The organism is Streptomyces sp. Ac-502 (assembly GCF_045222935.1).
GTDB lineage: Bacteria > Actinomycetota > Actinomycetes > Streptomycetales > Streptomycetaceae > Streptomyces > Streptomyces monomycini.
The window spans coordinates 5,544,275-5,558,128 of record NZ_JBHFFO010000001.1 but is presented as its reverse complement, the minus strand read 5'-3'; the positions used below and the strand labels follow the sequence as shown (position 1 = coordinate 5,558,128).

At 69.9% G+C, this 13,854-nt stretch carries 10 protein-coding genes, 4 pseudogenes and 1 riboswitch; of the genes and pseudogenes, 8 read left to right on the top strand and 6 right to left on the bottom strand.

Annotated features, from left to right (window positions below; genetic code table 11):
- The first annotated feature begins 91 nt into the window (after positions 1-91).
- Positions 92-997, top strand: coding sequence for a hypothetical protein (locus ACEXOX_RS25135; protein WP_406523418.1), 906 nt, complete (start codon positions 92-94; stop codon positions 995-997).
- A 142-nt stretch (positions 998-1,139) separates the two neighbouring features.
- Positions 1,140-2,045, top strand: a complete 906-nt coding sequence (locus ACEXOX_RS25130) for a Bro-N domain-containing protein (RefSeq protein WP_406523416.1) — start codon at positions 1,140-1,142, stop codon at positions 2,043-2,045.
- 241 nt (positions 2,046-2,286) lie between these two features.
- On the opposite strand, the pseudogene thiC reads toward ACEXOX_RS25130, so the two are convergent.
- Positions 2,287-4,076: pseudogene (thiC, locus tag ACEXOX_RS25125) on the bottom strand (phosphomethylpyrimidine synthase ThiC).
- Positions 4,070-4,228: riboswitch (TPP riboswitch) on the bottom strand. (Overlaps the previous pseudogene by 7 nt.)
- A gap of 152 nt (positions 4,229-4,380) precedes the next feature.
- Here thiC and ACEXOX_RS25120 point away from each other — a divergent pair.
- Positions 4,381-5,888: pseudogene (locus ACEXOX_RS25120) on the top strand (YibE/F family protein).
- A 122-nt stretch (positions 5,889-6,010) separates the two neighbouring features.
- Here ACEXOX_RS25120 and ACEXOX_RS25115 read toward each other — a convergent pair.
- The 4 genes from ACEXOX_RS25115 to ACEXOX_RS25100 form a co-directional block, all read right to left on the bottom strand.
- Complete coding sequence (locus ACEXOX_RS25115; RefSeq protein ID WP_406523414.1) at positions 6,011-6,436, bottom strand: SsgA family sporulation/cell division regulator; 426 nt, start codon at positions 6,434-6,436, stop codon at positions 6,011-6,013.
- Positions 6,437-6,540: 104 nt separating this feature from the next.
- Positions 6,541-7,311 carry an IclR family transcriptional regulator gene (locus tag ACEXOX_RS25110; RefSeq protein WP_406526464.1) on the bottom strand — a complete coding sequence of 257 codons (771 nt, stop codon included), beginning with the start codon at positions 7,309-7,311 and terminating at the stop codon, positions 6,541-6,543.
- A 452-nt stretch (positions 7,312-7,763) separates the two neighbouring features.
- Complete coding sequence (locus ACEXOX_RS25105; RefSeq protein WP_030022921.1) at positions 7,764-7,988, bottom strand: DUF5326 family protein; 225 nt, start codon at positions 7,986-7,988, stop codon at positions 7,764-7,766.
- Positions 7,989-8,158: 170 nt separating this feature from the next.
- Positions 8,159-8,476 (bottom strand): cupin domain-containing protein, encoded by a 318-nt coding sequence (locus ACEXOX_RS25100; RefSeq protein WP_361153003.1) that lies wholly within the window; start codon positions 8,474-8,476, stop codon positions 8,159-8,161.
- 48 nt (positions 8,477-8,524) lie between these two features.
- Between ACEXOX_RS25100 and ACEXOX_RS25095 the strand changes: the two genes are divergently transcribed.
- The 5 genes and pseudogenes from ACEXOX_RS25095 (at position 8,525) to ACEXOX_RS25075 (ending at position 12,591) form a co-directional block, all read left to right on the top strand.
- The gene (locus ACEXOX_RS25095; RefSeq protein WP_406523412.1) at positions 8,525-8,905 is read left to right on the top strand and encodes a phage holin family protein; all 381 of its coding nucleotides are present in this window, start codon (positions 8,525-8,527) and stop codon (positions 8,903-8,905) included.
- Positions 8,906-9,001: 96 nt separating this feature from the next.
- A complete protein-coding gene (locus ACEXOX_RS25090) occupies positions 9,002-9,652 on the top strand; it encodes a low molecular weight protein-tyrosine-phosphatase (RefSeq protein WP_406526463.1) in 651 nt (216 codons plus the stop codon).
- 50 nt (positions 9,653-9,702) lie between these two features.
- Positions 9,703-10,836, top strand: a complete 1,134-nt coding sequence (locus ACEXOX_RS25085; protein ID WP_406523410.1) for a cystathionine gamma-lyase — start codon at positions 9,703-9,705, stop codon at positions 10,834-10,836.
- 252 nt (positions 10,837-11,088) lie between these two features.
- Positions 11,089-11,983: pseudogene (locus tag ACEXOX_RS25080) on the top strand (LysR family transcriptional regulator).
- Between the two features lie 128 nt (positions 11,984-12,111).
- Positions 12,112-12,591: an NUDIX domain-containing protein gene (locus ACEXOX_RS25075; protein WP_406523408.1), complete on the top strand. Its 480-nt coding sequence runs from the start codon at positions 12,112-12,114 to the stop codon at positions 12,589-12,591.
- A gap of 617 nt (positions 12,592-13,208) precedes the next feature.
- Here the strand turns inward: ACEXOX_RS25075 and ACEXOX_RS25070 are convergent.
- Positions 13,209-13,785 (bottom strand): annotated as a pseudogene (locus ACEXOX_RS25070) (pyridoxamine 5'-phosphate oxidase family protein); the annotation flags it as partial.
- Positions 13,786-13,854: the final 69 nt, after the last annotated feature.

Below are 13,854 nucleotides of genomic sequence, written 5' to 3'. Positions count from 1 at the left end.
CTACCATCGGTCTATCCGTAGCAGGCTCTCCTCCGTTTCCGCCCACTGCCCGGCCCACGCCGGCCTGTACGGCCCTACGGAGCATCGGGGGATGCACATGAACAGCGCTCCGCACCTGCTGAGCGAGGACCGCGCGGAGTTCGCGCGGCTCCTCGACGAGGCGCTGCGCACCGCGGAATACCGACCGGAGATGACCTCCGCGGCGACGAAGCACCTCAACACCGAGCAGTTGCGCACCATGGCGCTCAGCGCCACGTCGGCCATCGCGGCATGCGCGACGGCCGAATACCGTCACTATGTACGGCTCCGCGAGGAGCTGCGCGCTCCGGCGCCCGCACCGGACGCCGGCGGCGTGGAAGGCCGTGAGGAGAAAGGCGCTTCCGCGGGCGGACCGGGGATCGACCTCGCCACGACCGTGGGCGAGGTCGCCGAACCGGCCGGTGCCGGACTGGCCGCGATGCTCGCGGTGCTGGCCCCGGTACTGGCGGGGGTCGCCGCCGTCCTGTTCCTGGTCATCGGGTACGTCCTGCGGACGATCGGTACCGACCCGGCCGCCGCCCAGCCGATGATCAGCGTCGGCTGGATCTTCGCGGCGATCACCGCCGCCGGGGCACTCGTCGCCATGGCCAGCCTGGTCCACGCGGCCTGGCGCAACGGCTCCACCTCGCTCCGCGCCCCACGCACCGCTGACGACCGGGGCGCCCGGGACCGGGAGGTGGACGTCGCCCGGGACGCCTGGCGGCAGGCGCTCCTGGAGCGCGGCATACTGCCGTTCCTGCGCGAGGCCCTGTCCGACCCGGCCGGCGTCAACGGCCACGGCACGGCCCGGTACGTACCGCGCCGCGGCGTCGACGGCGGCCGTATCCCGACCCTGGGCTACTCACGGCCCGACTTCACCAGCCCGGACGGCGGCCCGCCCGCCGCTCCCCGACCCAGGTTCACCAGCCCGGACTTCACCAGCCCCGACTACGGAGGTCCGGACCACCACCCTGAATAGCGCCGACGAACCATGCCGCGGGGGCCCGGTGACGGGCCCCGCGGCGCGTGCGGCAGACCCGCCCCGATGGAGTGAAATCCGTTTTATCGGGCGGGGGTTGGGGTGGCGGGGGACTTACGTTCGGCGGTGGAGGTGATTCGCGATGAGCGAATGCGAGAAACCGCCGGGCAAGCGGGCCCGGCGAGACGCGCTGGACATCAACGACTTCGTCTACGCAGCAACCGCGACCCGACTGCGCAGGCTGACAATGCCGGACGGCGAACACTGGTTCCCGGCCATCGACCTGTGCCGCGAACTGGGCCATACCAACGCGCGCAAGGCGCTCGCCGACCATGTGCACCCTGGCGGCAAGTCCACGCTCGAGAACGTAACCTCACGTTACGGTCTCAGCATTCCCGCAGGTCGGGAGTGGCGCCGAGACTTGCACGTGGTAAATCTCCAGGGGCTGATCCAACTGGTGAACGCCTGCAACAAACCGGATGCCGCCCTCTTCAAGGAGTGGGTCTCAGAGGTCATCTTCACCGTTCAACGGGACGGCTCGTACTCCTTGAAGGTGTCGGAGATCAGCCGCAACCGGCCGCCGGACCCGCCGCCCCCCGAATCGGTCGTCACGCCACAAGAAATGGCTGAAGCCCTGACCCGCCTGGAAGTGCGCAACGAGAGCTTCCAGACGGAGGTCCTCGATACGCTACGGCGGGCCGAGCGGGCCTGGACTCGTATGGCCGAAACGCTGCAGCCCAAGGCGGACGTCGGCCCGGTCGTGGACAAACGCGCATTGCGGCTCACGACCGAGGACCTCTTCGCCCAGTGGAAGGCCCGGCTGCGCCTCACCGAGGACGTATGGGCTGTCGCCGTGTACATCCTGCCCACGCTGGCCGAAGCCGGACGGATCAGTTGTTCGACGGAGACGCTGGCCGCTAAAACCGGGCTGTCCCAGCAGCGCGTCCACGCGTGCCTGCGCTTCCTCCAGAAGCACCGCTGCATCCGCCAACAGGGGATGAGTAACGACGGGCACCCTGTGTACCTCGCAGAGTTGCCGCCCAAGTAGGAGATGAGCGGACCCGAAGTCGCAATCGCTACTTGCGGCTTCGGGCCCGTTCGTCGTCGCACGATAGTCATGCTCCGGGGCTCGCACCAGCCTGTGGACAACCCGGAGCGATCGTGCCGGATGTATCGACTGAACCCTCATTTTTCGTGAGGGTTCACGCGAGTTCGCAGGTCAACCCCCTATGGATGACGTGCCAGAAGTTTCGCGAGACTGTGACTGGAGGTCACAGTCTCGGAAACTCTCACTCCGCGATCGGCAGATACACCCGATTCCCCGCCGCCGCGAACTCCTTCGACTTCTCGGCCATTCCGGCCTCTGCCTCCGCATCCGCCCCCGCGCCGGCCGCCAGGTCGCCACCGTGCTCGCGGCGAATGTCCTGCGAGATCTTCATGGAGCAGAACTTCGGCCCGCACATGGAACAGAAGTGCGCCGTCTTAGCGGCTCCGCCGGCAGTGTCTCGTCGTGGAAGGCGCGGGCCGTGTCCGGGTCGAGGGCCAGGTTGAACTGGTCCTCCCACCGGAACTCGAAGCGCGCGTCGGACAGCGCGTCGTCCCACTCCTGGGCCCCGGGGTGCCCCTTGGCCAGGTCCGCCGCGTGGGCCGCGATCTTGTACGTGATCACGCCGGTCTTCACGTCGTCCCGGTCCGGCAGGCCCAGGTGCTCCTTGGGCGTGACGTAGCAGAGCATCGCCGTACCCCACCAGGCGATCATCGCCGCGCCGATCCCGGAGGTGATGTGGTCGTACGCGGGGGCGATGTCCGTGGTCAGCGGGCCGAGCGTGTAGAACGGGGCCTCTTCGCAGATCTCCTGCTGGAGGTCGATGTTCTCCTTGATCTTGTGCATCGGGACATGGCCCGGGCCCTCGATCATCGTCTGTACGCCGTGGCGCTTGGCGATCGTGTTCAGCTCGCCGAGCGTCCGCAACTCCGCGAACTGCGCCTCGTCGTTGGCGTCCGCGATGGACCCGGGGCGCAGGCCGTCGCCGAGGGAGTACGTGACGTCGTAGGAGGCGAGGATTTCGCAGAGTTCTTCGAAGTGGGTGTAGAGGAACGATTCCTTGTGGTGCGCGAGGCACCACGCCGCCATGATCGAACCGCCGCGCGAGACGATGCCGGTCTTGCGGCGGGCCGTCAGGGGCACGTACCGCAGCAGGACCCCGGCGTGGACGGTCATGTAGTCCACGCCCTGTTCGGCCTGTTCGATGACCGTGTCCTTGTAGATCTCCCAGGTCAGCTCCTCGGCCTTGCCGTCCACCTTCTCCAGTGCCTGGTAGAGGGGGACGGTGCCGATGGGCACGGGGGAGTTGCGCAGCACCCATTCGCGGGTGGTGTGGATGTTGCGGCCGGTGGACAGGTCCATGACCGTGTCGGCGCCCCAGCGGGTCGCCCAGGTCATCTTCTCCACCTCCTCCTCGATGGAGGAGGTGACGGCGGAGTTGCCGATGTTCGCGTTGACCTTGACCAGGAAGTTCTTGCCGATGATCATCGGCTCGATCTCCGGGTGGTTGACGTTGGCGGGCAGGACCGCCCGGCCGGCCGCGATCTCGTCCCGTACGAATTCGGGGGAGCAGTTCTCGCGGATCGCGACGTACTCCATCTCCGCCGTGACCTCGCCCCGCCGCGCGTACGCGAGCTGGGTGACCGCGGCGCCGCCCCGGCCCCGGCGCGGCTGCCGGGGGCGGCCGGGGAAGACCGCGTCGAGGTTCTTCAGGCCGCCGCGCGGCGAGGTGTGCTTGAGGCCGTCGTCCTCGGGCCGCGGCGGGCGGCCCGCGTACTCCTCGGTGTCCCCGCGGCTGATGATCCAGTTCTCCCGCAGCGGCGCCAGGCCGCGGCGGACGTCCGTTTCGATGTTGGGGTCGGTGTACGGTCCCGACGTGTCGTAGAGCGTCACGTCCTGGCCGTTGGTGAGGTGCACACGACGGACCGGAACCCTGAGGTCGGGGCGCGATCCGGTGAGGTAGCCCTTGTGCCAGCCGATCTCCGTGGCGGAGCCCTGGCCGTTTTCGGGCGTGCGTGCATCCTGCAGAGTCATGAAGACCCACTCCCTACGCCGGCATTACCCGGTAACAGGTTCGGCGGTCGACGCAGCGATGTCCGTGGCGGCGTTCCCGGCTTCGGCCGGACGTTCCGTACGGAGGTCAGCGCCCTCTCAGCCCGGTGCTCCAAGCTCCCGCGATTGCAAAGGTGACACCACGGTAGCGGCCGGTGTGGCGCGGTGAACAGGGGGCCCTGCCAGTTCTTGCGATGATCGGGCGGTGACCAGCAACGAGCCTTCACACTCCGCGCACGACCACACTTCCGGTTCGTCGCACAGGTCCGGGCCCCTGCCCGAGCCCATGTCCGGGCCCGCGTCCGAGCCCATGCCGGGGGCCGGGCCCGGGGCCGTGTCCGGAGCCGAGCTCGGAGCCGAGCCCGGGGCCGGAGACGAGGGCGGCAGCCACAGCCACGGGCGCAGCCACGGCCACGGCTCCGGACACGGCCACAGCCACGGGCATGGACACGGTCACGGGCACGGCCCCGCGGCCCCCGTCTCGCGCCACCTCCGCAAGGTCATCGCGGCGGTGCTCATCCCGTTCGCCGCCGCGGTGCTGGCCGGGCTGGTCGTGCTGTGGCCGGGCGGCGCACCCGGTCACAAGCCGTCCGGCATCGGTTTCGACCAGCCCACCGAGAAGGCGAAGGTGGTGAAGGTCGAGGAAGTGAACTGCGCGGACGTCCACGCCCAGCAGCAACAGCAACCTTCGCAGCAGCAACCCCCTCCTCCGGACCCCAGCAGGCCAAGCACTGCGAGCGGGCGGTCATCGAGGTGACCACCGGGAAGGACACGGGCCGGCGGTTCGAGTCGATCGTGACGCCCGAGGCCACGCGGCACTACGAAGCCGGCCAAGGGGTCGTGGTCGCGTACGCCCCCAAAGCGCCCATTAACCTGCAGTATTCGGTCACCGATGTGGACCGCACCTTCCCGATGTGGGTGCTCGCCGCCCTCTTCGCCGCGGCGGTCGTCGTGGTCGGGCGGCTGCGCGGGCTCCTGGCACTGGTCGCGCTGGTCGTGAGCTTCCTGGTCCTGACGCTGTTCATCCTCCCCGCCATCCTCCAGGGCGCGAATCCCCTGGTGGTCGCCATCGTCGGAGGCAGCGCGATCATGCTGGTCGCCCTCTACCTGTGCCACGGGCTGACGGCGCGTACGTCCGTCGCCGTACTGGGCACACTGGTCTCGCTGCTGCTGATCGGCCTGCTCGGCTCCCTCTTCATCGACTGGGCCCTGCTGTCCGGCAACACCGACGACCAGACCGGGCTGGTGCACGGCCTCTACCCCGACATCGAGATCCGCGGGCTGCTGCTGGCGGGCATCATCATCGGGTCGTTGGGCGTGCTCGACGATGTGACGGTCACTCAGACCGCCGCGGTATGGGAGCTGAAGGAGGCCGACCCGTCGGCAGGCCGGCGCAAGCTCTACACGTCGGCGATGCGCATCGGCCGCGATCACATCGCATCCGTCGTCAACACGCTCGTACTCGCTTACGCGGGCGCGGCACTGCCACTGCTGTTGCTGTTCACGATCGCACAGAGCAGTGTCGGTACGGTCGCCACCAGCGAGGTGGTCGCCGAGGAGGTCGTCCGCACGCTCGTGGGCAGCATCGGCCTGGTCGCGTCCGTACCGCTCACCACTCTGCTGGCCGCACTGGTGGTCTCGGCGGACCGGGAGACGGGCCTGGCGGCGGGCCGGGGCGCCCGCCGAGGTCCGGGGCGGGGTACGAGGCCGAGCACGGGGCGAAGCACAGGACGGCGCGCGGGCCGGGGTGCCGGCCGGGGCGCGGGCAGCGGCAGGCGGCGTCGCGCGCGCTGAAGCGGCGATCGGATGCGAGTTCCGCCCTGCGCCCGGAGGTCGGGCGTGAGCCCTGCCCTGAACCGGCCGGGCGCGCGGCCCGGGCCGGCCGTTCCGGCAGCGGTCCGGCAGCGGCCGCCCGCTCACCCCGCCTTCTGCGCCTCCGAAAGAATGCGGTCCAGTGTCGAGTCGAGCGTGTCGCACACCTCTTCCTCCCCGATCGGTACGAGTCGGTCCGTACGGTCGAGGAAGGCCACCAGTGGCGGGGCGCCGGCCCGGAACAGCGCCCGTTCGTCGGCCACCTGAAGGCTGATGAAGACATCGCTGAGGTGCTCGGAGGAGGACGGCTCGATGCGCACGTCGCCCTCACCGGACGGCTTGCTCAACCCGTCCAGCAGCAGCTCCCGACTGAAGGCCCAGGTCACGGGCGTGTCGCCGGGAAGGTCGAAGGTGAAGCTGACCGCATAGGGGTCCGCGCGGTCGAAGTACAGCTCCACCGGGATACGGAAGGCGAGCTCCTCGGACACGAGGAAGCTCATGATCACTTCTGCCTGAACTGTGTCGGTCATCAACCTCTGCCCCGTACTTGGTCGGAGATGGCCAGGAATCGTCCCTCTTGGCCCCATTGACGCCATCGTCTGTCACGTGCGAACGGATCACAAGGAGTGATATTTCAGATACTGATAGAGAAAGCGAGAGTGGTCACCGTCGCCTCCGCCATTCTGCGTAGTCGTTCGGTAACGCAGTGTAGGCGCTGAGCGTCGCTCGCGGGAAGAGAAATCGCCACGGCCGCGGCCGCCGAACCCACCTGGATCGGAAGCGCCGAGCATACTGTGCCCAGGGCATATTCCTGCTGTTCGTAGGCGACTTGGGCGCGGCGCACCGTGTCCAGGCGGTGCAGCAGGTCGTCCTCGCTCCGCACCGAGTAGGGCGTGAGCGGCTGCACCGGATACCGGGCCAGGTGGTCCTTCCTGGACTGTTCGTCGAGTTGTGCGAGCAAACACTGCCCGATCGCATGTGCGTGCGCGGTGGTACGGAAGTCCACCCACTCCTCCACCGGCGGTCGTTGCGGGTCCTCGGTGACGGCCACCACCTCCACCTCCCCCGCGCGGTAGACCGCGAAGTAGACCGCGGCGCCGATCCGTTTGCCGACGGCGGCCAGCGCGTCACCCAGCTCGGCACGGCGGCACCGTTCGGCGCCCGCCTTCCCGATGGAGCCGGCGGCCTCTCCGTAGACGAACACTCCGTTCTCGCGCCGCAGGTAGCCCTCGTGCGTCAGGGTTCGCAGCAGGTGGTACGTCGTCGGAAGCGGCAACCCCGCCTCCCTGGCCAGCTGTTTGGCGGGCGCGCCGGCGGAGTGCGCGCCCACCGCCTCCAACAGGCGCAGCGCCCGCTGCACCGAGCCGATCAACGTGGGGTGCGAAACGGATTCACCGTTCACCATTGCCAACGCCAACCCCCTGGTCGGGTAGCCGGGGCGGCACGGCCCCGGTGGCGGGAGCCGCTCCCGCTCCGCCCGCGTCTCCCCGGGGCCCTCGTCGACGCCCGGACCGGCCCTGCCTCACTCGCTATTTTCCGGAACGTCACCATCCGGAAGACGCCTGCGAACCGCACTCTAACTTGGCCGCTCCGGGCGGCAGAGGGATTTGGCGGGGGGATGGTCGAGGGGATCGGCCATGGATCGGGCATGGATCGGGCATAGGGATCGGCCGGGGACGAGGCGAGGGGCCGTCGGCGCAACAGCGCGCGCCACCCGACCAAAAGAGAAAGCCCCGCTCCCTTGCGGGGCGGGGCGGGGCGGGCGGGCCGCGATGAGCGGAGTGGTGCCAACCGTTCGCGATCAGCAGGAAAGGGCACGACCAGCAGGTCGGGCCCGATTCCCGGTGTACCGATCACTCACCAGTCGCTCCGCGACGAGGAGGACGAGGAGCCCTTGAGCCTGCGTGCCAGGTAGACGACACCGGCGATCAACGCCACCGCTATCAGCACCTTGAAGAGCAGGCCGATCAGGAAGCCGACCGCGCTGGCGATCAGGCTGCCGAACACCACCAGGAGGACGACGGGCACCGCGACCCACGTCACCCACCACGGAAGTCCTGCGAACGTCCCCTTGCCGGCCATTGCTCTGCCCTGCTTTCTGCGTCTACTTCGCGTTTGTTGTCGTCTGTCTACGCGGCCCGCTGCCCTGTTCTCCCTGCACCACCGATGCTAGGGCGGCGCGGAACGGAACGGGGGCCGTGCGGCCCCGGCCCTCCCCTGAACCGTCCCCTACGGGACGAGGGGTGCGCGCCTCAGCTTTCGGGCGGAGAGAAGACCACCATGACCCGCAGGTCCTCGCTGATGTGGTGGAACTTGTGCGGCACCCCGGCGGGGACGTACACCACGCTGCCGCGCGCCACCGAGGTCGTCTCCATACCGACGGTGATCGCCGCCCGGCCGCTCACGACCAGGTAGACCTCGTCCTGTTGGTGCGGGAGCTGCGGGTCGGTGCTGCCCGCGTCGAGGGCGTAGAGCCCGACCGACATGTTCCGTTCCCGCAGGAACTGCAGATACGCGCCGTCGTTGGCGGCCCGCTCCGCCTCCAGTTCGTCGAGCCTGAAAGCCTTCATGCCGTTGGTGCCCCTCGGAGAGTCCGTATCGTCTGCGACGATCTCACCATGAAGATTTTCGTGGTCAAGACGATCGCCAATGCCGCGGCGCTTGCCGTGGCCATCTGGCTGCTGAAGGACATCACACTGACCGGTGAGAGCACCGGGCGCAAGACACTGACGCTGCTGCTGGTGGCGTTGATCTTCGGCGTGGTGAACTTCGTCGTCAAACCCGTGGTCAAGCTGCTGTCCTTGCCGCTCTTCATTCTCACTCTCGGCCTCATCACGCTCGTGATCAACGCGTTGATGCTGCTGCTCACCTCGTGGCTGGCGGAGAAGTTCGACCTCGCCTTCCACGTCCAGAACTTCTGGACCGCCGTACTGGGCGGCGTGATCATCTCGATCGTCTCCTGGGCGATGCACATGGTGCTGCCCGACGACAGGGACTGATCCGTGCGCGCTCCGGCCTCGCGTCCGGCGCGTCCACGGGCCGCCGCCCCGTACCGCGTCTGTTTCGTCTGCACCGGCAACATCTGCCGCTCACCGATGGCCGAGGCCGTCTTCCGGGCCCGCGTCGAGGAGGACGGTCTCGACGGGCTGGTCGTCGTCGACAGCGCCGGTACGGGCGGCTGGCACGAGGGCGACGGGGCCGACCCCCGGACCGTCGCCGTCCTCCGTGCCGCCGGCTACGAGGAGGACCACGTCGCCCGGCGGTTCCGGGCCGCGTGGTTCGCGACGCTCGACCTGGTGATCGCGCTGGACGAAGGTCATCTGCGCGCGCTGCGGCGGCTGGCGCCCACGGCACAGGACGCGGCCAAGGTACGGCTGCTGCGCTCGTACGACCCCGCGGTGTCGCCCGATGGCGCCGTACACCCGGCCGGAACGGTGTCCTCCGGTGAGGCTCCTACGGGAGCGCGCTCCCACGATCTGGACGTTCCCGACCCGTATTACGGCGGTATGGCAGGGTTCGAGGAGTGCCTGGAGATGACCGAGGCCGCCAGTGGCGGCCTGCTGGCGGCGGTACGGGCCACCCTCGAAGGGGAGGGGGCTCCGGCCGGAGGGCAGTCCGTCGATGAGGATCGGTCGCCCACTGAGCTGCTTCGGTCGCCCACTGATCGAGTTCGGCCTTCTACCGAGCAGATTCGGTCGTCTACTGGGCAGGTCCGGTCGTCTGCTGGGGAGCCGTCTGTCGCGTAGCGGCCCCGGCTCCGGCCCGGCCCCGGCCCCTTCACAGAGGAGAACCCCGCATGACAGGTGACAGCACACGGGCCGTACGGGCCGGGCTCCCGGTGCCCGAGGCGTACGAGCCGTCCCTGCCCGGCCCGGTCTTCGCCGCGCACTACCACCTGCCCGGCGACGCCACCGGCCCGTATACGTACGGCCGCGAGTCCAACCCCACCTGGACCCGGCTGGAATCGGCCATCGGCGGCCTGGAGTCCCCGGACGAGCCCGCGCAGACCGTGACCTTCGCCTCCGGGATGGCTGCCATCTCGGCCGTCCTCTTCTCCTGCCTGCGCAGCGGCGACGCGGTCGTCCTCCCGAACGACGGCTACCAGTTGCTGCCCGCCGTCCGCGAGCGCCTGGAGAGCTACGGCATCGAGGTGCGTACGGCTCCCACCCCCGGTGACGCGCAGCTCGACGCGCTCGACGGGGCCCGGCTGCTGTGGATCGAGACACCGTCCAACCCCGGCCTGGACGTCTGCGACATCCGGCGGCTGGCGGAGGCCGCACACGCCCGCGGCGCCCTGGTCGCCGTCGACAACACCCTGGCCACGCCGCTCGGCCAGCGCCCCCTGGACCTCGGCGCCGACTTCTCCGTAGCCAGCGGCACCAAGGCGCTGACCGGCCACGGCGACGTACTCCTCGGATACGCCGCGACCCGCGACGCGGCCCTCGCCGACTCCGTACGGATGTGGCGCAAAACCGTCGGCGCGATTCCCGGCCCGATGGAGGCGTGGCTCGCCCACCGGTCGCTCGCCACGCTCGCCCTGCGCGTGCGCCAGCAGTCCGCCGGGGCGCTCGCGCTCGCGGCGGCACTGCGGGAGCGGCCCGAGGTGACGGGCCTACGGCACCCCGGGCTGCCGTCCGACCCCGCGCACGAGATCGCCGTACGGCAGATGCGCGAAGGCCGTTTCGGCAACGTGGTGTCCTTCACGCTGCCCGACCGCGCCCACGCGGAACGCTTCCTGGCGGCGCTGACGCTGGTGGACGACGCCACCAGCTTCGGCAGTGTGCGGTCGACCGCCGAGCGGCGCGGACGGTGGGGCGGCGACGCGGTGCCGGAAGGTTTCATCCGCTTCTCGGTCGGGGTCGAGGAGCCGGCGGACCTGATCGCGGACGTGACGGCAGCACTGGATACGGCGTGCGAACGGCCGTCGTAGCGGGAGCAGGCGGCTGAGGGGACGGCTGAGGCGGCAGCCGGCGCCACCGGTCCGTACCAACGCCGCTACGCAAAGCGGGCTGGCAGGGTATCCCCCTCGGCACCCTGCCAGCCCCGGTTCGCATCATTTCGAACCGCGCAGACAAGGCTAGTTGACCCAGCGTCAGTGTCCAATCACGCTGGCGACACAGCCCTATCGACAAATTTATCGTTGGCCGGTCGACGACTCGGCGGAAGTGGAGGGGAGGTACGGATGGACCTCGCTTTATTACGCACGTTCGTCACGGTGCACCGAGCGGGTTCCTTCACCCGCGCCGCCGCTCTGCTGGGCCTCTCCCAGCCCGCCGTGACCGGACAGATACGCAGCCTGGAGCGGCAGTTGGGGCGCCCGCTCTTCCTCCGCAAGGCCCGCGGCGTGACCCCCACCACCGTCGGCGACGAGCTCGCCCACAAGGTGGCCCCCCACTTGGACGCGCTCACCGAGATCACCGAAGCCGGACTCGACGATGACTCCGCCGTCCGCACCCTGCACCTCGCCGGCCCCCGGAGTTCACCTCCCAGCGCGCGTTACCGGCCTTGGCGCCGCTCATAGACCAGGGCCTCTGCGTACGGACCGCCTTCGGCCCCGCGGACGAGCTGCTGTCCGGCCTGGCCGACGGCCACCACGACCTCGCGATCACGACCACCAGGCCACGAGGAGCCCTGCTCACCGCCACGCCGCTGTGCGACGAGGAGCACGTCCTGATAGCCGCCCCCGGTGGGCGGACCGGCTCGGCGGCCCCGCGGTCGTCCAGGCGAAGGGCGTGCACGCCCTCGCCCCCGTACCGCTCGTCGAGGTCCATGAAAGCCTCCCGCTGATCTCCCGGTACTGGTCAGCGGTCTTCGAGACGCCACCCGCGGCCTCCGCGGCCGTCATCGCCTCCGACTTACGGGCGGTACTGGCGTGCGTCATGGCGGGCGCCGGCCTGGCGGTGCTGCCGCGCTACCTGTGCACGCAGGCGCTGGCCAGCGGCGAGGCGGTCGCCCTGCTCGACCCTCCGGTACCGCCGCTGCGTACGTACTTCCTGGTGACCCGGGCCGGAACGCTGGCGCTGCCGCACATCGCCCGGACTCATGAATGGCTGCTCCGGGCTGCTGCGGACTGGTGAGGCGGGGAATCGTTCGGGCGGGGGGCCGGGAGGCGGGGAGGCATGTCCGCGTCACCCCCTCGCGGCGAGCCTCGGCGGACTGGTGGGACGGTGGTTTCACGGAGCCCCGGCTGCGGCATCTGTCCCGTATGACCGTACGGCCAGTCGTCAAACGCACCGCCCGCGCGATCCTGCTCGACGGTGCCGACATCGTTCTGATCAAGCGCACCAAGCCCGGCCGGGCCCCGTACTGGATCACTCCCGGCGGCGGGGTCGAGCCGGAGGACGCCACGGTCGTGGACGCCCTGCACCGCGAACTCCACGAGGAGCTGGGCGCCAAGATCTCCGACGTCGTCCCGGTCTTCGTCGACACCGTCGAGCACATCAGCGAGGGCGGGGTGGACGGGGTGAAGGTGCAGCACTTCTTCGTCTGCCACCTGGAGTCGATGGATCTCTCGCTGCGGCACGGGCCGGAGGTGGAGGAACCCTGCGGTCAGTACGAGATCGTGCGGGTGCCGTTCACCCGGGTGGGCATCGCCTCGGCCGAGGTCGTGCCGCTGTCCCTGCGCCACTACCTCGACGGCAACATCGAGGGCGTACGGGCGATGCACGCACCTGACCTCGGGTGACGTGAAGCGGCCAGCATCGGCGTACGGCGCGACCCGATCGCCCCGCGCGCTCTTCGCCGCCCTCCTGCCCTCACCCGGGTCCTACCCGAACCAGCCCCGGAAACCGTCTCCTTCGACGGCAGCGGGTGCCCGCAACCGGGCGCGAGCGAGCACCTGCTCGACCTCGCGCTCTACCTGATCTCGGACTTCCTGGGTCTCTTGGGTCGCTTGGGGCTCCCGGGCCTCTTGAGCCACCCGGGTCCTCTGGGGTTCTTGGGCCCCCTGGGTCCCCGCAGCTCTCGGGGCCTCCCGTACCACCCGGGTTCCCCGGATGCCCGGTGTCGGCGGGTGGCTCTCCCGACGGGTGTCGGCTTCCGCGCACAGCACAGGGGACGGGCGGGAGGTTCCGGCTTCCGGGCGGGGCCCGGTTCCCGGGCGCGGGACGGGCTCCAGACGGTGTCGGGACACAGCATCCGGTTCCCGGCGGCCACCGGCCTCCTCGCGAGAGGCGACGTCCGGGCGAGAGACGACGTCCGGGCGAGAGACGGCGTCCGCGTGGGCGGTGCTGTCCGCGTGAGAGGCGGGGCCCGGGCAAGAGGTGCTGTCCGCGTGAGAGGCGCCGTCTCCCTCCTCCCGGCGGGCAGCCGCCTCCGCCGCCGCGCCGAAGAAGTCTCCGCCCTTGCGCTTGGCGTCGTCCGTGCCCCAGGCGCGCGAGCCGCTCGCCTGCCGGGGCACCTTTTGCAGGTGCGGGATGTGCTTGGCGCAGTGGATATACGTTTCCTCAACCGCGACCTCCACCCACAACTGGGCCCGTCGGCCGGGCACCGGGTCGGTGGGCAGGTACGGGTGCCGCGCCCGCATCTCGTCGTCCATGACCACCCGTGCCCGCCCGTTGACATGCAGCCCGATGCGGTCGCGCGTGAAGTCGATCATCAGGATGCCGAGATGCGGGTTCTCGGACAGATTTCCGACGGATGCCATGACGCCGTTCCCGCGGTATTCCGGGTACGCGAGCGTCCGCTCGTCCAGTACCTGGAGGAACCCGGGCGGCCCGGCCCGGAACGTTGAGTCGCACTCGCCGTGCCGGTCGGCCGTGGCCAGGAAGAACATCTCCTGCCGACCCACGAACTCCCGCATCCGGTCGTTGAGATGGTCGAGCACCTGGTCGTCGTAGAACCGGTCGGCGCGTTCGGTCGTACCCAGCCGCTGCTGCACCAAGTGCTCGCCGTCACTGCCCGGATGCGCCTCCCGCACGCCCGTCCCGGGCCGGCCGCCCGGGCTCTC